Source organism: Bradyrhizobium sp. Leo78, from assembly GCF_059512425.1.
Map to the genome: position 1 here is coordinate 315727 of NZ_JCAMOT010000001.1, position 19037 is coordinate 334763.

Genomic DNA, 19037 nt, shown 5'->3' on the forward strand with positions numbered 1-19037 from the left:
TATATTAGAACATACCATGAACAATTGGGCCAGCTTCTAGTTTCTCCCGGAAGCCGGCAGCGGCCCCGATATCTTCCTTAAGGAGCGGCGCATGACGAGCGCACGCCTGAGCACGCTTGCGTCCCTGCGTGGGCGCATCGAGCGCATTGAGACATCCAATGAAGCGCATCCGCTGCCGCGGATCGCGCTCGGTCATGCCGGCGCTGATGCGATGCTCAAGGGCGGCCTCGCGAAAGCCGCGGTGCACGAGGTGTTTGCCGAGGGGCACCAGGGCGCTTCCGCCACCGGTTTCATCGCAGGTCTCGCCGGCCGTCTTGCCGCGCGAAAGCCGCTGGTCTGGGTGCGGCAGGATTTTTCCGAAACCGAATCCGGCGCGCTGTCGATGAACGGTCTGTCCGAGCTTGGCCTCGATCCGCGTCTCCTCGTCACCGTGCGCGCCGCCGACATCGACAATGCCTTGCGCACCACGGCCGATGCGCTCGCTTGCGACGCGCTAGGCGCCGTCATCATGGAAGTCTGGGGCGAGTCCAAGCAGCTCGATCTGGTCGCGAGCCGCAAGCTGACGCTATCAGCGCAATCATCAGGCGTCCCCGCGCTGCTGCTGCGCCTGGCGGCAACGCCGCTTCCGTCCACCGCGGAAACCAGATGGATCGTGCGCGCGGCGCATTCGCCGCCGGGCGCCAGTTGGAGCGCGTGGGGCGCGCCTCTGTTCGATGCGCAGCTCGTTCGCAACCGTCATGGCCCGGTCGGGCGATGGATCATGGAATGGAAATGTGATGAGTGCCTTTTCAGTGAACCGTCGGCGTATCCTCAGCCTGTGGCTGCCGCGCCTGCCCATCGATCGGATCAAGCGGCAACTGGCGCGAAGCAGCGCCTCGCCAGCTAACCACACGGGCACTGAGCTCCCTCTCCCGCTTGCGGGAGAGGGCCGGGGTGAGGGTGTCTCCGCGGGCGAGACTCTTCGTGGGGAGAGAGCCCTCACCCGGATCGCATCTAACGATGCGATCCGACCTCTCCCTATGGGAGAGGTGAAGAAAGAAATCCCCAGCGTTGTCGTCATCAAGGAGCACAACGCGCTGGTGGTCCACTCTCTCGACGACATCGCCGCGCGAAGCGGGCTGTCGACTGGCCTGCCACTCGCCAATGCCCGCGCGATCTGCCCGGAACTGACGGTCTATGATGCCGACGAGGTCGCGGATGCCAAAACGCTCAATGACATCGCCGACTGGTGCGACCGCTTCACACCTCTGGTGGCGCTCGATCCGCCCTACGGTCTCTTCCTCGATATCACCGGCTGCGCCCATCTGTTCGGCGGCGAACACGCGATGCTGCAGATCATCTGCGGCGCGCTCAGTCGGCGCGGCTTTGCCGTCAGCGGCGCGATCGCAGCCACCTCGGTTTGCGCCCGTACGCTGACGCGGCATTCGTCAGGCAGGATCATCGAGGATGGTGCGGAGGTCGAAGCTGTCAGCCCTCTGCCGATCTCGGCATTGGGCGCCGATGAGACGATCACCAAAGGCCTGCGCCGCGCCGGCTTGAAGACGATCGGCGATGTTGCTGCCCGCGCGCGCCATGAGATTGCGGCGCGTTTCGGTGCTGCCTTCACCACGTTGCTCGCGCACGCGCTGGGGCAGGGCGATGCGCCGATCAGCCCGCGCAAGCCATTGCCTGACTACATCGTCGAAAAGCGGTTTCCCGAGCCGGTCACGACCGAGCCCATGATCGCGCTGACGCTGCAGAACCTCGCCAAGATGCTGGTCCAGGCGATGGACAAGCAGGGCAAGGGCGCGCGGAAGCTGGAAGCAGGTTTCTTCCGCACCGACGGCGCGGTGCGCACGCTTGCCGTCGAGACCGGGCGTGCGGTCACGAAGCCCGAGGTGATCGACCGCCTGTTCCGCGAGCGGCTCGATGCACTGAGCGATCCCCTCGATCCCGGCTTCGGCTTCGACCTGATCCGCCTGTCGGCTGGTCGTACCGAGATCGTGGTGCAGCAGCAGCGCGATCTCGATGCCCATGTCCATGACAATGACGAGCTTGCCGCGCTGATCGACCGCATCGCCGCCCGCATCGGCGGCAAGCGCGTGGTCGTGTACCTGCCGGAGGACACCCATATCCCCGAGCGCGCGGCGCTTGCCGCCCCTGCGCAGCATCATCTGGCCGCGGCCTCGCAAGCCTCCTGGCCCGTGCGCGCCGAGGGCGAACCGCCGCTCCGTCCGCTGCGCCTGTTCGAAAGGCCAGAGCCGATCAAGGTGCCGTTCGCCACCGTGCCGGACGGACCGCCGCATCGCTTCACCTGGCGGCGCGCCACGCATCAGGTGGTGCGGGTCGAGGGTCCCGAGCGCATCGCCATGGAATGGTGGCAGCGGGACGGGAAGGTGCTGACGCGCGACTATTTCCGCGTCGAGGACGAGCAGGGTCTGCGCTTCTGGATCTTTCGCGACGGCCTTTACGACAGCGAACTGATCGACGAAGACGGCAAGCCCATTCCCGCCAACTGGTTCGTGCATGGGCTTTTCGCATGATGGAACCGGCGCCCGACTATGCCGAAATCGGCATCACAAGCAATTTCTCCTTCCTGCGCGGCGGATCGGATCCGCGCGCCTATGTGCATCAGGCGAGCATTCTCCGCATCCCCGTGATCGGTCTTGCCGACCACAACACGCTCGCCGGTGTCGTGCGCGCCTACAAGGAGCTCGAAAATTCGAAAGTGACCCATCCGCCAAAGCTGCTGATCGGTTCGCGCATCGTATTCATGGATGGCACGCCTGACATCCTGGTCTACCCGCGCGACCGCGCGGCTTACGGCCGGTTGTGCCAGCTTCTCACCCGCGGCAAGCGCGGCGATGACATCAAGCGGATCGAAAAGGGTGAGTGCCGTCTGAAGCTGAGCGATCTCCTGGAATTCGCCGAAGACCAGCTCCTGGTGCTGTCCTTGCCGCATCGTTTCGAGACGACAAAGTCGCTCGATCTGCTCGAACGCCTGAAAGCAAGCCGTGCTGATGGCGTATGGCTCGCCGCAAGCCTTCTCTATCGTGGCGACGACAAGCGGCGCCTGGCACGATTGCATCACCTTGCGACGACAGCAGACGTGCCGCTGCTCGCAACCAACGAAGTGCTCTATCACCATCCCGCGCGCCGCCCGCTGCAGGATGTGCTCACCTGTATCAGGGAGAAGATGACGATCGATGCGATCGGCAAAAGACTGGAAGCCAATGCCGAGCGGCATCTGAAACCTGCGCAGGAGATGGCGCGGCTGTTCCGCGATTTTCCCGACGCGATCGCCGAGACCATGCGCTTTGCCGACCGCATCACCTTTTCGCTCGATCAGCTCAAATATCAATATCCCGATGAGCCGGTGCCGCCGGGCAAGACCGCGCAGCAGCATCTCGAAGACCTGACCTGGGCCGGTGTCATTAATTATTTCGGCGGCAAGATCGACGACACGCTTCGCGCCACCTTGCACAAGGAGCTCGCGCTGATCGCCGAGCTGAAATACGCGCATTATTTCCTGACCGTGCACGACATTGTCCGTTACGCGCGCAGCCAGGGCATCCTGTGCCAGGGGCGGGGATCGGCGGCAAACTCGGCCGTGTGCTACGTGCTCGGCATCACCTCGGTCGATCCGACCAAGGTCGATCTCCTGTTCGAACGCTTCATCTCGAAAGAGCGGCTGGAGCCGCCCGACATCGACGTCGATTTCGAGCATTCGCGGCGCGAGGAGGTGATGCAATATGTCTATCGCCGCTATGGCCGTCACCGCGCCGCCATCATCGCAACCGTCATCCATTATCGTCCGCGCAGCGCGATCCGCGACGTCGGCAAGGCGCTTGGGCTGACGGAGGACGTCACCGCCGCGCTCGCCGATACTGTGTGGGGAAGCTGGGGCAAGGGCCTCAACGACATGCAGGTGCGGCAAGCGGGGCTCGATCCGAAGAATGCGATGATAGGGCTCGCGGTCGATCTCGCCACTGAGTTGATCGAATTCCCGCGCCATCTCTCGCAGCATGTCGGCGGCTATGTGCTGACGCAGGACCGGCTCGATACCTATGTGCCGATCGGCAATGCCGCGATGGACGACCGCACCTTCATCGAATGGGACAAGGACGACGTCGACGCGCTCAACATGATGAAGGTCGACGTGCTGGCGCTAGGCATGCTGACCTGCATCCGCAAGAGCTTTGACCTGATCGCCGATCACAAGGGCGAGCGCTGGGAGCTTGCGACCGTTCCGCAGGACGACAAGAGAGTCTACGACATGCTGTGCCGCGGTGAATCGCTCGGCGTGTTCCAGGTCGAGAGCCGCGCGCAGATGAACATGCTGCCGCGGCTGAAGCCGCGGGAGTTCTATGACCTCGTCATCGAGGTCGCGATCGTGCGTCCGGGGCCGATCCAGGGCGACATGGTGCATCCTTATTTGCGCCGGCGAAACAAGCAGGAGAAGGTGAGCTATCCATCACCGTCACCGGAGCACGGTCCTGCAGACGAATTGTACAGAGTGCTGCACAAGACCCTCGGCGTGCCGCTGTTCCAGGAGCAGGCGATGCGGATCGCCATCGAAGCCGCAAAATTCACCTCCGAAGAGGCCAATGGCCTGCGCCGCTCGATGGCGACCTTCCGCAATCTCGGCACCATCGGCAAGTACGAGGACAAGCTGATCGGCAACATGGTCGCGCGCGGCTACGATGGCGAATTCGCCAGAAGCTGCTTCGACCAGATCAAGGGTTTTGGCTCCTACGGCTTCCCGGAAAGCCATGCCGCGAGTTTTGCCCAACTCGTCTACATCTCCTCCTGGCTCAAGCATCATCACCCCGACGCCTTCTGCTGCGCACTGCTCAACTCGCAACCGATGGGCTTTTACGCCCCTGCGCAGATCGTCGGCGACGCCCGCAAGAACGGCGTCGAGGTTCGAGAGATCGACATATCCTACAGCTTCGCCCAGAATATGTTGGAGGAGGGCAGCGGTAAGCACTGTGCCGTGAGGCTAGGCTTCCGCCAGATCGACGGCTTCAACTGGAAAGACCCGGATGAGGAGAAGCTGAAGCAAATCCAGGCGTCATTCCGTGGTGAGCCTGCGATGTTGCCGCACGCTCCCACCTCTCCCCAGCGGGGAGAGGTCGACTTGCACATGACCATGTGCAAGTCGGGTGAGGGGGCTCAGGTCCCACGAGAGACCGCGCCCCTCACCCGCGCTGGAGCCTGTCATCGGGCGCGCCTTCGGCGCGACCCGTTGGGCGCGACCTCTCCCTATGGGAGAGGTGAAGAAATCGACTGGGCCGACCGCATTGTCGCTGCGCGGCAGCGGCGTCCCTTCACCTCGCTGGAGGATTTCGCCCGCGACACCGGCCTGCCCAAGCGCGCGCTGATCCTGCTGGCGGACGCCGATGCCTTTCGCTCGATCGGGCTCGATCGCCGCGCAGCGCTCTGGACAGTGCGGCGGCTGCCCGACGACGTGCCTTTGCCTCTGTTCGAAGCCGCTGTTGCCCGCGAGCAGCCGGACGAGAACGCAAAACCCTTGCCGCAGATGCCGCGGCAGGAGCAGGTGGTCGCCGACTACCAGACCATCCGCCTGTCGCTGAAAGGCCACCCGATGGAGTTCCTGCGCGCGATGTTTGCAAAAGAGCGCGTCGTGCCCTGCCAGGAGATCTGCCATCGGAACGATAGGCGCCGCGTCCGCTGCGCCGGCGTGGTACTGGTGCGGCAGCGCCCGGGCAGCGCCAATGGCGTGGTGTTCATGACGCTCGAGGACGAGACCGGGATCGCCAATATCGTGGTGTGGCCGAAGGTGATGGAGCAATACCGGAAAGAAGTGATGGGCGCGCGGCTGATCTTGGTCGAAGGCTATATCCAAAGTAGCCCGGAGGAGGTGACGCACCTGGTTGCGCAGCGCATGATCGACCGTTCCTACGACCTCATCAATCTCTCCAACGACGCCTTCAGCGCCAAGCCTGCCGTGCCCGCCGGCCCCGCTTTGGTCGAACCCCTCAACGACGACCGCCGCGACCACGGCGAAAACTCCCCGCAAAAAATCCGCCACCCCCGCAACGTCCGCATTCTGCCGCCGTCACGCGATTTCCATTGAGGGAGCGCGCCGCCTCTCTCCTCCGTCATTCCGGGGCGCGCGCAGCGCGAGCCCGGAATCCATTGCGCCGCACCCGCACGCGGAGAAATGGATTCCGGGCTCATCGCTTCGCGATGCCCCGGAATGACTCCTCATCCCGAGGAGCCGCGAAGCGGCGTCTCGAGGGATGGGCCACAAGCTCCCTCCGTCATTCCCGGGGCGCGAAGGCGCGAACTATGATGCGAAACTACAGAGAATCCATTTCGCAATGCACTCGGCGTTGGCGATCCCGTCCCGAAGGTCTAGCATATCGATAGTCACTGCCGTTTTGGCTGCCTGCACCATCGTTCATCTGCAACGGGCGGGAGCTGACAATGAAGACGATTTTGGTACCGACCCAAAATACCCCGGCCATGACATCCACACTCGAAACGGCGGTGCTGCTCGCGCGGCGCACTGGCGCCTATATCGAGGGGGTTCCACTGTGGTTTGGCACGCCTGAGTTTGTCGTGGCGGGGCTGGCCAGCAGCTATTCCATGGAAACCTATCGGGTGCGGCGCGAAGCGGAGGCGGCGGGCGAGCGCGAGCTGTTCGAGACCTTCATGCAGCAGCACGGTGTTGCTGCTGCGAAAATGACCGCGGACCGGCCTTGGTATAGCTGGTTCGCCGAGGTGCCGCCGGGCGAGGGCCTCGTCGGCAGCCATGGCCGCGTGTTCGATGTGATTGTGATGAGCAGGCCGGGTGCTGCTACGGACCCTCTCTATCGGCGGGCGGTCGAGTCGGGATTGTTCGAAAGCGGTCGGCCTGTTGTGCTGTCGCCGCCGACTGCTCCGAAACAGATCGCGACCAACATCATGATCCACTGGAATGGCAGCACCGAGCAGGCCCGCGCCAACGCGTTGGCGATGCCGCTATTGCACCTGGCCGGACGCGTGACGGTGTTGACTGTCATCGGCGGACAGGATGTGCCGGGTCCATCGGCCGATCAGGTGCGCAAGCAATTGCGGTACAATGGCATTGCCGCCGAGCCCATGAGCATCGAGCTGAACGGTCGCAGCACCGGCGAAGCGGTGCTCGCCGCGGCCAAGGCCGACGGCTGCGACCTGTTGGTCAAGGGAGCTTTTACAAGGACCAGGCTGCGGCAATTGATTTTCGGCGGCGCCACCAGCCACATCATGGAACACGCAGACTTGCCGTTATTGATGGCGCATTAGGAATCGCGCTTACCGGACTGCCCGAGGTGTCATTCCGGGCATCGCGAAGCGGCGTCACGAGGGATGGCCGAGAAACTCTCACTGTCCGTCATTCCGGGGCGCGCGCAGCGCGAGCTATGATGTGCAAGTGCACATCAGAGAATCCATTGGGCCGCAGGCGCAAGTGGAGAAATAGATTCCGGGCTCGATGCTTCGCATCGCCCCGGAATGACAATGGCCAATGTCCTGCCCGGCCTCACGAGGATGACCCGCGCGCTGGAATCGGTGGAACCACCTGCAGATTGGCAAGATCCTCGGGGCGCAGCCGAAAGGCGACGGGATATTTGTCCGGGTTCACGTTCTCCTCCGGCTCGGTCGATCTCCAGACATAGAGGCATGTCGGACAACCGAACACGGTCCAGACCCCGGCAACGGGAGATTTGCTGCGGACCTCGATCTTGCCTGATCGACATCGCGGACATGCGGCCGGAAGAGTGTCGGCGGTTGTCGCCGTCATGTCCGCATCTCCTTCGCCAGAGCCATGAGCTTGGTCCGCCACTGATCGGTGTGCTGCGGCTTGTCGAGTTCCTCGCCATAGTCGCCGCGAAGGTCAGGCGCGATCGGCGTGGTGGCGTCGATGATCATCTTGGTCACCACGCCGGCCGGACTGCAGGCCGGATCCAGAAGATTCTCCGCGAGATTCGGGATGGTCACGATGTCGCCCGCGGGGTTTACCTTCACCGATATCGCCCACATCACCTGCTTAAGATCGAACGGGTCGACTTGCTCGTCAACAACGATCACGACTTTTGCGTATCCGAGACCATGGGTCGTGGTCAGCACGCGCAAGCCCACATATTTGGCGAAGCCGCCATAGCGGATTTTTGTCGAGACGACGACCACCAGACCGTGGGTATAGAGTGCATTGACGGCAACGACTTCGGGAAACGTCGTCTTGAGTTGAAGGAAGATCGGCGCGCTCGTCGTCATGGCTTGCAGGAAGTCGAGCTCGGTCCAGGGCCGCCCCACATAGACCGCGTCGTAGACCGGGTCCTTGCGGTGCGACACGCGATCGATCTCGATCACCGGATATTTATGGCATCCCGAATAATAGCCGGGGAATTCACCAAACGGCCCCTCGGTCTCGCGCTGTCCGCAAAGCAGGCGGCCTTCCAGCACATATTCGGATCCCCACGGGACATCCAGGCCCTTTGCAGTCTTGACGACACGGTATGGCGCGCCCTGCATCACGGCCGCCATCTTGTATTCGAGCTGATCGTAAAGCAGCGGCGTCGCGCCCATCAGCGTGATGATAGGCTCGTTTCCCAGCGCGATCGCGACCGGCAAGTCTTGGCCGCGGGCTTCCGCATGAGCCATATGGATCGCGATATCGTGCTGCGGCACAGTCTGGATTCCAAGGCGATTCCACCCTTTGACCTGCAGGCGATAGATGCCGACGTTCTCGACATCGTCATTGTTCCAGTCGTCCAGGTCCCGGCTGATGGTGCAGGCTTTGTCGATGAAGTAGCCGCCATCGCCGCGGTTGAGACGAAACAGCGGCAGCAGTTCGTAGAGGTTCACGTCCTTGTCGACGACAACCTCCTGCCAGGGCGCGGTCTCGACGCGCTCCAATGTGCCAGGATATTGCTGGAAGCGCCGGACGAACTCAAAAAATTGATCGCGCATGCTGGCGTCTTTTTCCATGCCAAGCGCGAGAGCATGGTTGCTCCATGATCCATGTATGTTCATGGCGACCCGAGCGCTGGTGTAGCCGGCGATGTTGTCGAAATAGATCGCGGGGCTGTCCTCGCCGATCTCTGTAAGGGCGCAGGCCGCGGCGGCGATGTCGGGTTCAGGAAGAACCTGATCATGGATGCGCAGCAATTGCCGTTCTTGCTCGAGGACGGACAGGAATTCACGAAGGTCCTTGTAGGCACGCATTTCTGCCCCCGATTGCTCGGATTGGTTTCAGGCGGCGCGCAACGCGGCAATCTGCCGTTGCCAACGCGAGAGTACGGCTTGAGGATCGTGCAGTGCAAAGGTGACTCCGCCTGTTACATCCGCGTATGGCGCGACATGCTGGCGTACCGACTCGACCTCCGCCTCGAACAACGCCAGCGGCACATCGGAAGAAGAGTGGGCGAGGCGGCGACAGCGGAGCTTCATCTCGCAAATGCCGCCATCGAGTGAAAGCGCGATCGTGAGCCGTCCTTCGCGTTCAAGATTGGAGGCCATTGTCGATTGCGGAAAAACCGCAAAGCGGACGCGACCAGAAGGCACGATCACCATATCGCCTGCACTGAGCAGGGCAGCGTGAGGCCATCCGTCCGAACCAACCGTCGAGAGACGCAGCGCCTGGGTTTTGGTCGCCAGGTCGGTGCCATCAAGATAACGGACCACCCCGTCCGGGATCTTGCTGCTGGTTGCGGGCGCCGCGTAGAAGTGCTCGGCTTCCTTCATTTCACATCTCCCTCGGAGGTGATCCGCATTCTCGCGGAAATCGAAGGCGGCAGTTCATTGAAGTGAGGCAGGATCGGTGCGCCGCGGTCATCGCGGTCTCGCGGAAGAGACAAGCGTGACTAGCCCTGCAAAAGAAGTACTACCAAAGGCTGTTCCCTGCAACGGCGGCCCCGCCCTCATCCCGAGGAGCCGTGTTAGCGGCGTCTCGAGGGAGGAGCTCCAGGCGAGAGCGGGGCCTCATGGTTCGAGACGCGCTGCGCGCTCCTCACCATGAGGGTCCAAAGTCGCGTGCACGGCGAAGCAAATTATGCAAGCGATTCCAAGGTGATTTGCCTCGTCCAGCCCAGCCGCGAAAAACATTCCGCTTTCGCCGTCGGGCAAATCAGTGATTTAACTCCGCGCGTCTCACGGCGGATGAGGGGCGGTTCGCGATCGTCACGAACGTTGCGGTGAGATGCGGTGGACGTGAAGCGTGTGACTGACGAGCACGCGCGTCGCGGACGGCGAAGTCGTGTGGTCCTGGCGCCCCGACGCTGGCGCTAAGTTTTTTGCGCGAAGAAATCCGCGCGAGAGGCGATGGTGGCAAGAAAGCCCGGTCACCAAGGAGAGCACGAAGGAAACCGTAACACCATCGCGCAGGGAAAGCCGGAATGCTTCGGTTGAACCTGTGGTCCTACCCCCGTGCTTTTTGTTGCACGGGACCCATGGGTGCAACCGGCACCCGGCTTTCCCTGCGCCCTCTGTTCGATGAGAGGGCGGAACGAGACGCAGACCTCGGACGCAATGCGCCGCGAGAATGCGGAGTCACATCCTCTCCGCTGTTTGAATCAGGCGTAGGATGGGTAGAGCGAAGCGAAACCCATCACTCAAGTCGCTTGTTGCAAAGCTGATGGGTTTCGCTTCGCTCTACCCATCCTACGAGACTGCTGTTTGACAATTGAATCAGAACCTCCCCCGTCGTCCTGGCGAAGGCCAGGACCCATAACCACAGGCGCTTGTCGCGTGCTCCGCTGCAACCGCTTGCTCGCGCTACAACAGCTCCCTGTGGTTATGGGTCCCGTCTTTCGACGGGACGACAGCGGAGTGAGACGTGAGAGCGCCGAGCAACTCGGCGAGCGGGCGAGTGACAAACGGCGGAACAACGTTCTCCATCAATTCCCCGTCACGTTGAACCTCACCGGCGCTTGCGTGACCAATTACGCGGGATGCTGCGGACGACGGGGCTGACAAGACATCATGAAAATCGCGTTGCTGGCGCTCTTGGGTCTGGCATTCGGGGCGCTCAGCGGCGCCGCGCTCGGCATCAGTGCCGGGCTTGCCTGGATCGGAATCTTCAAAACCTCGAATTTTGAAGGCGATGGCGGCGCGCTGGTGTTCTTCACCTTCATGCCGCTGGGCGCTGTGATCGGCGGCATTGGCGGCGCGCTGCTGTTCGCCGTGCTCGCGATCCGCGACGCCGAGGTCGCAATCGAGCACGAGCATGTAGCCCGTCGCGACCGCTGACGGGGCCGCGGTCGGCGGATTCAGGCAAAATCCCGCAAAAAAGTCTGCATTTGTGCAATGCAAAAATAACAATTGCGTTCTGGCACGGTCGCTCTATTTGAGACGGTGAAATTTGAGGTGCAGCAATCTGGCGCGGCGTCGGTGCGGACGCCCTTTTGCCGTTGCTGATTTGCAATCCAGATTCAGGAAGACGATGAATGACAGAGCATAGTCTCTGGCGTTTTTCGCGCGCGTTTCACCGCGCGATCAACGAACGCCAATTCGCGGATATTGCCGCCCTGCTCGACGAGGACGTCGAATGGGCGATCTATGGACCGATCGATCTATTTTCTTTCTTCGGTGCGCGCCACGGCAAGCCCGCCGCGCTCGAGGTGATCAGGCAGATCGGCGAGAACTTCCGCGTCCGCCGCTTCGAGCGCGAGTCCATCATGCTTGGAGTCGATTCCGCGGCATCGATGATGCGCTATTCGCTGACTGCGCAGGATTCGAACAAGCCGATCGCGGTGCGGATCGCGCATTTCGCGCAATTCCGTGGCGGCCTGCTGACCCGCTTGCGCGTGCTGGTCGACAGCTTCGACCTGGTCGAGCAGACCGTCGGCTATCCGATCCACCTGCCGCGGATCGCAGCGGCGCAATAGTCACCTCCAGTTTCGTCGTACCCGGGCGCTCTCGGGTATCCAAATGCCTTCCTTCGCCAGCCCCGGGAAGGCGTGGATGGCCGGGACATCAGCTGACACCTTCACGCTCTTGTGCCCGGCCACGACGATCCGATCCGTGCTACATGCTGTCACGCTGGACAACGATGTCGCCGTCATAATTTTGCGCTAGCATAACGTATCGCTCTGGCTGGAATGCGGGCTGCGGGAATGACTTCCAAACAACGATCTGGCTGGGCGTGGTTGCCGATGCTGGCTGCAGGCCTTGGCATCGCGATGGTGCTGCCGGCGATGGCGCAGACGTCGCCGCAAATTTCTCCTTGGAGCGGTATCCACGATGAGACGCCGGCCGCCGAGGAGGCTGCGTCCGAGCCCGAGGCAAATGACGCCGACGCGCTGAAGGACGTCGACGTGGACAAGCTCGACTGGAGCCTGCTCAGCGCCGATGCCTCGCCTTCCGACACCGTGTTGACGCCAAAGAAGGCCACCGCGCCGAAGAAGGCGAATGGCAGTGATGCCGCATGGTCGTCGAACAACAACGCGAACGGCACGTCCGCGGTCTCGGTCAAGCAATCGATCTCGCCGTTCTGGGACACGCGGATCGGCGCCGACATGACGGTCGCGCGCCAGGGCACGCTGACCAATTCCGAGTTGCTGTCGGAACGGCTCGCCAATGGCGGCAGCCTGCCGCAATCCTCCGGCACCGCCTGGGCCGCGATCACCGCGCCGGGCGTTGCCTCGATCTGGGACAAGACCTCGGTCGAGGCCCGAGTCGATCCGGGTAGCGACCAAACCCGGTTCGGGACCTCAATCAGCAAATCGGTGCCGCTCGCCGACCAGTATTCGCTGACGCTGCAGAACGGCTACAACCTGATCCAGCAGGGCGTGGTGCCGGTGCCCGGCATCGTCAGCCATCCCTCGCGGAGCTATGAGGCCGATCAATCGGCCAGGCTGAGCATCAACAGCAGCGGAACCAGCTTCATCGCCGGCCAGACGCTCGCGACCGGCGACGACAAATGGCTGCACCGGATCGGCGCCGAGCAGAAGCTGTTCGACGGCGTCACCATCTCCGGCTCGATCGGCGAAAGCGCCCAGGGCCCGGTTAACAAGAGCCTAACGGCCGGGTTCAAGCGGAGCTGGTGAGGCCGGCCGCGGTCGCAATCCCTTAAGGAATGATCGAACCATTGCCGCAACTTGGCCTAGATGCGGTCAAAATCGGACGTCCATAGTTGGCGTTCACGTCGTCGTGCGGCGGGGGGACTTCCGCGCTCGCGTCATTGCGTAACAGAGGAATAGCCGATGAACGCCACCAATCGTTCCGAGCAAGTTGAAACAGAAGTAGAAGGGACGGAAGTCGACAACAACCTCGCCGCCGTCTCGGACGTCGAGGCCGGCATCCGCGAATTCGTGCGCAACGATATCGCCTATCTGCGCCGGTCGCCGCAGCCGCAGGTGAACACGGAACCACTCGAGCCCAACACCGAGGCCACCGTGAACAATGTCAACTCGCTGATCCAGCGCGTCGCCGGCACGTCGCTCGCGGAGATCGAGAAGTTGATCTCCGAGCTCGAAAGCCTGCGCGACCTCCTGCATGCCGAAGGCCAGCGCGTCCAGCGCGAGATCTCGGGCTATGCCCAGCTCAGCCAGGCCGCGATGAAGTCGACTCGCATGATCGCCGACAACGTCACGCAGTGGAAGCGCGCTGCCGACGGGCTGCGCAACAGCTAGTCTCGGCGATTGCTTGAGAGTTCATGACCGCCGCATCACCCATGCGGAGGATGCGGCGGTTTCTATTTGACTAAAATGATTTGAAAGATAAAAGCGCAACGCGCGCCTGAGCGTGATCGGGAAAAGATCATGCTCGAACTTAGAGCCTGATGATTTTTGACTGAGCGTGAATCTGGATCACGCCGCGACGGATGCTGCCGCTTTGGCACGCCGTTTCTTGGGGAAAACAGCACTGATGCAAAGCGTTCGGCCCGACAACACCGATCCCATCCCGCTGCGGCAATCGCCGCACAGTGTCGGCACGATCATGCTCCGCTTCGTCGGACTATTGATCGCGGCGACCGTGGTGATGGTGTTGATCTGGAGCCGCTGACGCCGCGCGATGGCCGCTGATGGTTAGCAGAAGCTGAAGATCAGCGTCGGACGATCGCGCTGCCCTCGAGCGTGAAGGCGCCGTCGGCATAGCCCTTCACCACCATGCCGGTGGTCAGCATCACCGCAACCGTGATGGTCGCGAAAATTGCGCCCAGAACTTTCAGTCCGACACGATCTGCCATAGTCGTCCCCACGGTGCTTACCCTTGCGTCTGATATGGCCGGCAGAAAGTTCAAAATGGGTTAGCAAATAGATCGTATCCGGAATTCGTCGAATACGGTTAAAGAGCGCGGCAAGGTTCCCGTAACCACGCCGGCTGTGTTTCAGCCCGCCTTGCGGCGCGGAACGAAGGCGGTGGCCAGAAACGAGAACACGAGTTCGCCGCGCTGGTTGGTGCCGGTGTTGCGGCCCTGCAGGATGCCCCATTCGGGACGCTTCTCGGAGGTGCGCTTGGTCTCGACCACATTGGCGTAGCTGATGGTGTCGCCGGCCAGGACCGGCTTGATCCAGCGCAGTTCGCGAAAGCCGGGCGAAGGTCCCCATACCGCGACCTCGTCCCCGCGCGCGGCCATCTCCTGCGCCAGCCGCTTGCCGTCGGCGACCAGGAGCTTCATGCAGACGGAGGCGACGTGCCAGCCCGACGCTGCCAGTCCGCCGAACAGCGACTTTCGCCCTTCCTCCTCGTCGAGGTGAAAGCGCTGCGGATCGAACTGCGCCGCGAAGCGCTTGATGTCTTCGGCGGTGAAGTTGAACGAGCCGAGCTCGCGCCGCGCGCCGATCTCAATGTCCTCGAAGAAGCGCATCGATGCTACCCCGTCACCGCTTCCGCGCGCCGACCGATGATGATCGGCGACTCCATCTCGCACAACATCACGCCGGCCGCATTGCGCACCGTGCACTTGAACGTCACGATGCCGGTCGAAGGTCGGCTCTGCGAGACCCGCGCTTCCACCACCTCGACATCCAGCGTCAAATCGTCGCCCGGGCGCAGTGGCGACAGCCAGCGCATCTCGTTGACGCCGGGTGAGCCGAGAGAGGCCGTGCGGCAGATAAAGCCGTCGGCCAGCATCCGCATCGTGAGCGAGCCGAGATGCCAGCCCGAGCCGGACAGGCCCTTGAGCATCGATCGTTTCGCCGCCTCTTCGTCGAGATGCATCGGCTGTGGATCGAACTCGGCGGCAAAGGCCAGTATCTCCTCGCGCGTGACGTGGCGCGGCCCGAAGGTGCCGAAATGGCCGATGTTGAAGTCTTCGAAAGTGAGCGTGGTCATGTTGGGGATTTCAGGAGAGAGGGGCCTGATTGTGGCCGTTATTTGCGGCAATCTCAACCCGCCCGCCCGCATGGCTTGCTTTCAAGGGGGACCACCATAGCGGGGGAGCATCGTCCTTGCGTACCGCTCCCCGACTTGCCCGGACTGAGGTTCGGAGCTAGCCCTGCTTGCGCGCGACTCAAGATCGATTGGCCGGGAGAATCCACCGATGTTCGATTTTCAAGACCTGTTTCAGTGGGACCGCTTCATCACCCCCACGATCATCAAGACGTTCTACTGGCTAGTCATCGGCGTGATCGTGCTGTTCGGCATTTACGGAATCCTCTGGAGCCTGGCCGCAATGGCGATCAGCCCGTTCGGCGGCTTCATCCTGCTGCTCGCCTCGCTCACCAGCATCGTGGTCGGCATCGTGCTCTCGCGCATCGTCGCCGAATTCATCCTGATCGTGTTCCGCATCAACGAGCATCTTGGCGCGATCCGCGATCAGGGCCAGGGCGGAATGCGGTGATCAGGTATTGAACCTGAAATGCATCACGTCGCCGTCGGCGACGACGTAGTCCTTGCCTTCCAGGCGCAGCTTGCCGGCGTCGCGGGCGCCGGCTTCGCCGCCGAGCGCGACGTAGTCGTCATAGGCGATGGTCTCCGCGCGGATAAAGCCCTTCTCGAAATCGGTATGGATCACGCCGGCCGCCTGCGGCGCCTTGGTGCCGCGGTCGATGGTCCAGGCGCGCGCTTCCTTCGGCCCCACCGTGAAATAGGTGATGAGATGGAGCAACTCGTAGCCGGCGCGGATCAGGCGGTCCAGGCCGGCTTCCTCGAGCCCGAGCGTGTCCAGGAATTCCGTGCGCTCCTCGCGTGACAGCGTCGCGATCTCGGATTCGATCTTGGCGGAGATCACGACGGCGACCGCGCCCTCCTGCTTCGCGTGCGCGAACACCTGCTTCGAGAAACTGTTGCCATCCTTGGCCGAGCTCTCCTCGACATTGCAGACATAGAGCACCGGCTTGGAACTCAGAAGCCCGAGCATGCGGAAGGCGCGCTCCTCTTCCACCTTGCGCTCGAGCGCACGCGCGGGCCTGCCCTCACGGAGCAGCACCAGCGTACGGTTGACGAGATCGAGCTGTTCCTTGGCGTCCTTGTCGTTGCCCTTGGCCTTCTTAGTGAGATTGTCGACGCGCTTCTCGAGGCTGTCGAGATCGGCGAGCATCAATTCGGTTTCGATGGTCTCGATATCGGCCAGCGGCGCGATCTTGCCCTCGACATGGGTGATGTCGGAATCCTCGAAGCAGCGCACCACATGCGCGATCGCATCGACCTCACGGATGTTGGCGAGGAACTGGTTGCCGAGCCCTTCCCCCTTGGAAGCGCCGCGGACCAGTCCGGCGATGTCGACGAAGGTCAGCCGGGTCGGAATGATCTGCGCCGACTTTGCCACAGCCGCGAGCTTGTCGAGCCGCGGATCGGGGACAGCGACCTCGCCGACATTCGGCTCGATGGTGCAGAACGGATAGTTGGCCGCTTGCGCTGCGGCCGTCTCGGTCAGCGCATTGAACAGCGTCGACTTGCCGACATTGGGCAGCCCGACGATCCCGCATTTGAATCCCATCGTACTTTCCGATCTCCCGCGCGAATGTGCAGCGGCTGAATTGACTGAGGTCGCCCTCGATGACGAGCGTTACTTTCCGCCCTCTTCCTTGCTGTCGAAAAAGCCCTTTGCCTGCATCGTCAGATGCACCTTGTTCTGGAACGACGAGTCCTGTCCCGCCGCCAGCAGGCTGGCATTGTCGGCGACCGCCTCGCAGAGCGCCTTGACCCACGGCCGGTCGCTCTTGGCGAAATCCGACAGCACGTGACTGTGCACGAGTTCCTTGATCCCGGGATGACCGATCCCGAGCCGGACCCGGCGATACTCGTTGCCGATATGCGCGGAGATCGAGCGCAAGCCGTTATGCCCGGCAATGCCGCCGCCGATCTTCACGCGCACCTTCGCCGCCGGAAGCTCGAGCTCATCCTGGAATACGGTGACGTCGCCGGCCGAAAGCTTGAAGAAATTCTGCGCTTCCTGCACCGCGCGCCCGGATTCGTTCATGTAGGTGGTCGGCTTCAGCAGCACCACCTTCTCGTGGCCGAGCAGGCCTTCGGATGTCTCGCCCTGAAAGCGGCGGCGCCATGGTGCGAAACCATGACGCCGCGCAATCTCTTCGACGGCCATGAAGCCGATGTTGTGCCGGTTATCAGCGTATTTCGCGCCGGGATTACCGAGACCAACAAAGAGTCGCATGACGCGGCATCCCGCGCTGGCGCGCTATCACTTCTTCTTGTCGCCACCGGCCGGTGCCTTGGCACCCGCCGCTGGAGCCGCAGCACCCGCCGCCGGAGCAGCCGCACCTGCAGCCGGAGCCGCAGCGCCTGCCGCCGGGGCCGCACCTGCCGCCGCCTTCTGCTCTTCGGCGTAGCCGGACGGCGGCACGATGGTCACCAGCGTGGCGTCCTCGCGCGACAGCGCCTTCACGCCCTTTGGCAGCTTGATGTCGGACAGATGCAGCGAATAGCTGATTTCCAGCGCGCCGACATCGGCGTCGATGTACTGCGGAATGTTTTCGACCGAGCATTCGAGGTCGATTGTGTGGGTGACGATGTTGACAGTTCCACCGCGCTTCACGCCGGGCGCCGTTTCCGCGTTGATGACGTGCAGCGGAACGCTGACGCGGATGGTCGCACCTTCACCGAGCCGCATGAAGTCGACATGGAGCGGGAAGTCCTTCACCGGGTCGAGGTGATAGTCGCGCGGAATCACGCGGTGCTTCTTGCCGTCGAGATCGATGTCGAACAGCGTCGTCAGGAAGCGGCCTGCGAGGATGCGCTGGCGCAGCTCGCGGTCGTCGACCGAGATGGTCAGCGGGGGCTTGTTGTCACCATAGATCACTCCGGGAACTTTCCCGGCGCGACGCTCAGCCCGGGCGGCCCCCTTGCCGCTCTTCGGACGTGCGGTCGCCTTCAATTCCTTGACGGTCGCCATCAGTCTAAGTCCTTGTTTTGCAAAAAGTTAAAGGCCGCATTGCGGCCCCGTTTCGCGTCCCGCAGCAAGCCTCCAGGGGTGCGGGGGCTGCGGACGTGGCGGGCTTTTAGCCCCAAAGGGCCGAAATGACAAGGAAAATGGCCGGCGATCTGGGAAGCGATACGCCTCCTAGCTCGTCATGGCCGGGCTTGTCCCGGCCATCCACGCCCTTCGGTCGACAGGAAGAAAGAACGTTGATGCCCGGGACCCGACTCCGCCGAGGCTTCGCCGGGCACTCTAATGTCAGTCCGGCGAAGCGATAGCGAAGACGGGCAAGCCCGGGCATGACGGTAGAGTGCGTGGGAAACGGCCCTACCCGTCCGCCTTCACGTGCTCGGCGCGATCCCGAGCTTGGCCTCCAGCGCTGCGATCCGCGCCTTCAGCGCCTCGTTTTCCTCGCGCGCCAGGCGGGCCATGTCCTTCACCGCCTCGAACTCCTCGCGCCGGACGACATCGAGGTCGCGCAGGACGCGTTCGGCCTGGTTGCGCATGACCGAGTCGACTTCGCGCTTGACGCCCTGGGCGGCCCCGGCGGCGTCGTTCATGAGGCGGCCGATCTCGTCAAAAAAACGGTTCGTGGTCTGGGTCATCTAACTCTCCGCACTCCCTTGGGCGACCAAGACAATGGCAATCAAAGGCGCGGGGTTCAAGGCCGCAAATGACCCATGATGCCGCTCGCCTTGTCATGCTCCGTTTTCCTTGCAATCGTATTCAGCGCGCAGGAGTAGAGAATCGC

Annotated in this window: 20 protein-coding genes; 10 read left to right on the top strand and 10 right to left on the bottom strand. The window is 62.8% G+C overall.

Annotated features, from left to right (window positions below):
* Nucleotides 1–91: 91 nt before the first annotated feature.
* The 4 genes from AC5ZG1_RS01360 (at nt 92) to AC5ZG1_RS01375 (ending at nt 7272) form a co-directional block, all read left to right on the top strand.
* Nucleotides 92–886 carry an ImuA family protein gene (locus AC5ZG1_RS01360; protein ID WP_456643005.1) on the top strand — a complete coding sequence of 265 codons (795 nt, stop codon included), beginning with the start codon at nt 92–94 and terminating at the stop codon, nt 884–886.
* Complete coding sequence (locus AC5ZG1_RS01365; RefSeq protein WP_496131790.1) at nt 777–2522, top strand: Y-family DNA polymerase; 1746 nt, start codon at nt 777–779, stop codon at nt 2520–2522. The genes AC5ZG1_RS01360 and AC5ZG1_RS01365 overlap by 110 nt, the downstream gene beginning before the upstream one ends.
* The gene (locus AC5ZG1_RS01370; RefSeq protein ID WP_496131791.1) at nt 2519–6079 is read left to right on the top strand and encodes an error-prone DNA polymerase; all 3561 of its coding nucleotides are present in this window, start codon (nt 2519–2521) and stop codon (nt 6077–6079) included. The genes AC5ZG1_RS01365 and AC5ZG1_RS01370 overlap by 4 nt, the downstream gene beginning before the upstream one ends.
* 353 nt (nt 6080–6432) lie before the next feature.
* Complete coding sequence (locus AC5ZG1_RS01375) at nt 6433–7272, top strand: universal stress protein (RefSeq protein WP_456643002.1); 840 nt, start codon at nt 6433–6435, stop codon at nt 7270–7272.
* 235 nt (nt 7273–7507) lie between these two features.
* Here AC5ZG1_RS01375 and AC5ZG1_RS01380 read toward each other — a convergent pair whose 3' ends face one another.
* Genes AC5ZG1_RS01380 through AC5ZG1_RS01390 form a run of 3 tightly spaced genes read right to left on the bottom strand, consistent with a single transcriptional unit; the run spans nt 7508 to nt 9711 of the window.
* The gene (locus tag AC5ZG1_RS01380) at nt 7508–7768 is read right to left on the bottom strand and encodes a non-oxidative hydroxyarylic acid decarboxylases subunit D (protein WP_496131792.1); all 261 of its coding nucleotides are present in this window, start codon (nt 7766–7768) and stop codon (nt 7508–7510) included.
* Nucleotides 7765–9192: a non-oxidative hydroxyarylic acid decarboxylases subunit C gene (locus tag AC5ZG1_RS01385; RefSeq protein ID WP_496131793.1), complete on the bottom strand. Its 1428-nt coding sequence runs from the start codon at nt 9190–9192 to the stop codon at nt 7765–7767. The genes AC5ZG1_RS01380 and AC5ZG1_RS01385 overlap by 4 nt, the downstream gene beginning before the upstream one ends.
* Before the next feature lie 27 nt (nt 9193–9219).
* Nucleotides 9220–9711, bottom strand: a complete 492-nt coding sequence (locus AC5ZG1_RS01390; protein WP_456643000.1) for a pyridoxamine 5'-phosphate oxidase family protein — start codon at nt 9709–9711, stop codon at nt 9220–9222.
* 1236 nt (nt 9712–10947) lie between these two features.
* Between AC5ZG1_RS01390 and AC5ZG1_RS01395 the strand changes: the two genes are divergently transcribed.
* The 5 genes from AC5ZG1_RS01395 to AC5ZG1_RS01415 all read left to right on the top strand — a co-directional run bounded on the left by AC5ZG1_RS01395 (nt 10948) and on the right by AC5ZG1_RS01415 (nt 13971).
* Nucleotides 10948–11214, top strand: coding sequence for a hypothetical protein (locus AC5ZG1_RS01395; protein ID WP_130231219.1), 267 nt, complete (start codon nt 10948–10950; stop codon nt 11212–11214).
* A 197-nt stretch (nt 11215–11411) separates the two neighbouring features.
* A complete protein-coding gene (locus tag AC5ZG1_RS01400; protein ID WP_028163883.1) occupies nt 11412–11852 on the top strand; it encodes a nuclear transport factor 2 family protein in 441 nt (146 codons plus the stop codon).
* 267 nt (nt 11853–12119) lie between these two features.
* Entirely contained in the window at nt 12120–13013 is an 894-nt protein-coding gene (locus AC5ZG1_RS01405) for a hypothetical protein (protein ID WP_496131794.1), read from the top strand.
* A 156-nt stretch (nt 13014–13169) separates the two neighbouring features.
* Nucleotides 13170–13598, top strand: a complete 429-nt coding sequence (locus tag AC5ZG1_RS01410) for a hypothetical protein (RefSeq protein WP_028163885.1) — start codon at nt 13170–13172, stop codon at nt 13596–13598.
* A 235-nt stretch (nt 13599–13833) separates the two neighbouring features.
* Nucleotides 13834–13971: a hypothetical protein gene (locus tag AC5ZG1_RS01415; RefSeq protein WP_165435628.1), complete on the top strand. Its 138-nt coding sequence runs from the start codon at nt 13834–13836 to the stop codon at nt 13969–13971.
* Nucleotides 13972–14011: 40 nt separating this feature from the next.
* On the opposite strand, the gene AC5ZG1_RS01420 is transcribed toward AC5ZG1_RS01415, so the two are convergent.
* From AC5ZG1_RS01420 to AC5ZG1_RS01430, 3 genes are all read right to left on the bottom strand, one after another.
* On the bottom strand, nt 14012–14155 hold the full coding sequence (locus AC5ZG1_RS01420) for a hypothetical protein (RefSeq protein ID WP_028163886.1): 144 nt from the start codon (nt 14153–14155) through the stop codon (nt 14012–14014).
* A gap of 141 nt (nt 14156–14296) precedes the next feature.
* A complete protein-coding gene (locus AC5ZG1_RS01425; RefSeq protein WP_496131795.1) occupies nt 14297–14776 on the bottom strand; it encodes a MaoC family dehydratase in 480 nt (159 codons plus the stop codon).
* Between the two features lie 5 nt (nt 14777–14781).
* Entirely contained in the window at nt 14782–15243 is a 462-nt protein-coding gene (locus AC5ZG1_RS01430) for a MaoC family dehydratase (RefSeq protein ID WP_028163888.1), read from the bottom strand.
* Nucleotides 15244–15451: 208 nt separating this feature from the next.
* Here AC5ZG1_RS01430 and AC5ZG1_RS01435 point away from each other — a divergent pair, with 208 nt between their 5' ends.
* Nucleotides 15452–15751: a DUF4282 domain-containing protein gene (locus AC5ZG1_RS01435; protein ID WP_028163889.1), complete on the top strand. Its 300-nt coding sequence runs from the start codon at nt 15452–15454 to the stop codon at nt 15749–15751.
* Here AC5ZG1_RS01435 and ychF read toward each other — a convergent pair whose 3' ends face one another.
* From ychF to AC5ZG1_RS01455, 4 genes are all read right to left on the bottom strand, one after another.
* Entirely contained in the window at nt 15752–16849 is a 1098-nt protein-coding gene (ychF, locus tag AC5ZG1_RS01440) for a redox-regulated ATPase YchF (RefSeq protein WP_130231215.1), read from the bottom strand.
* A gap of 69 nt (nt 16850–16918) precedes the next feature.
* Nucleotides 16919–17524 (bottom strand): aminoacyl-tRNA hydrolase, encoded by a 606-nt coding sequence (gene pth / locus AC5ZG1_RS01445; protein WP_496131796.1) that lies wholly within the window; start codon nt 17522–17524, stop codon nt 16919–16921.
* Between the two features lie 27 nt (nt 17525–17551).
* Complete coding sequence (locus tag AC5ZG1_RS01450) at nt 17552–18262, bottom strand: 50S ribosomal protein L25/general stress protein Ctc (RefSeq protein ID WP_028163892.1); 711 nt, start codon at nt 18260–18262, stop codon at nt 17552–17554.
* A 365-nt stretch (nt 18263–18627) separates the two neighbouring features.
* Nucleotides 18628–18891, bottom strand: a complete 264-nt coding sequence (locus AC5ZG1_RS01455; protein ID WP_028163893.1) for an accessory factor UbiK family protein — start codon at nt 18889–18891, stop codon at nt 18628–18630.
* Between the last annotated feature and the right edge of the window lie 146 nt (nt 18892–19037).

Coding starts and splice junctions, on each gene's coding strand:
- AC5ZG1_RS01360 (WP_456643005.1), top strand. CDS start 92: ATGACGAGCGCACGCCTGAGCACGCTTGCGTCCCTGCGTGGGCGCATC.
- AC5ZG1_RS01365 (WP_496131790.1), top strand. CDS start 777: ATGAGTGCCTTTTCAGTGAACCGTCGGCGTATCCTCAGCCTGTGGCTG.
- AC5ZG1_RS01370 (WP_496131791.1), top strand. CDS start 2,519: ATGATGGAACCGGCGCCCGACTATGCCGAAATCGGCATCACAAGCAAT.
- AC5ZG1_RS01375 (WP_456643002.1), top strand. CDS start 6,433: ATGAAGACGATTTTGGTACCGACCCAAAATACCCCGGCCATGACATCC.
- AC5ZG1_RS01380 (WP_496131792.1), bottom strand. CDS start 7,768: ATGACGGCGACAACCGCCGACACTCTTCCGGCCGCATGTCCGCGATGT.
- AC5ZG1_RS01385 (WP_496131793.1), bottom strand. CDS start 9,192: ATGCGTGCCTACAAGGACCTTCGTGAATTCCTGTCCGTCCTCGAGCAA.
- AC5ZG1_RS01390 (WP_456643000.1), bottom strand. CDS start 9,711: ATGAAGGAAGCCGAGCACTTCTACGCGGCGCCCGCAACCAGCAGCAAG.
- AC5ZG1_RS01395 (WP_130231219.1), top strand. CDS start 10,948: ATGAAAATCGCGTTGCTGGCGCTCTTGGGTCTGGCATTCGGGGCGCTC.
- AC5ZG1_RS01400 (WP_028163883.1), top strand. CDS start 11,412: ATGACAGAGCATAGTCTCTGGCGTTTTTCGCGCGCGTTTCACCGCGCG.
- AC5ZG1_RS01405 (WP_496131794.1), top strand. CDS start 12,120: ATGCTGGCTGCAGGCCTTGGCATCGCGATGGTGCTGCCGGCGATGGCG.
- AC5ZG1_RS01410 (WP_028163885.1), top strand. CDS start 13,170: ATGAACGCCACCAATCGTTCCGAGCAAGTTGAAACAGAAGTAGAAGGG.
- AC5ZG1_RS01415 (WP_165435628.1), top strand. CDS start 13,834: ATGCAAAGCGTTCGGCCCGACAACACCGATCCCATCCCGCTGCGGCAA.
- AC5ZG1_RS01420 (WP_028163886.1), bottom strand. CDS start 14,155: ATGGCAGATCGTGTCGGACTGAAAGTTCTGGGCGCAATTTTCGCGACC.
- AC5ZG1_RS01425 (WP_496131795.1), bottom strand. CDS start 14,776: ATGCGCTTCTTCGAGGACATTGAGATCGGCGCGCGGCGCGAGCTCGGC.
- AC5ZG1_RS01430 (WP_028163888.1), bottom strand. CDS start 15,243: ATGACCACGCTCACTTTCGAAGACTTCAACATCGGCCATTTCGGCACC.
- AC5ZG1_RS01435 (WP_028163889.1), top strand. CDS start 15,452: ATGTTCGATTTTCAAGACCTGTTTCAGTGGGACCGCTTCATCACCCCC.
- ychF (WP_130231215.1), bottom strand. CDS start 16,849: ATGGGATTCAAATGCGGGATCGTCGGGCTGCCCAATGTCGGCAAGTCG.
- pth (WP_496131796.1), bottom strand. CDS start 17,524: ATGCGACTCTTTGTTGGTCTCGGTAATCCCGGCGCGAAATACGCTGAT.
- AC5ZG1_RS01450 (WP_028163892.1), bottom strand. CDS start 18,262: ATGGCGACCGTCAAGGAATTGAAGGCGACCGCACGTCCGAAGAGCGGC.
- AC5ZG1_RS01455 (WP_028163893.1), bottom strand. CDS start 18,891: ATGACCCAGACCACGAACCGTTTTTTTGACGAGATCGGCCGCCTCATG.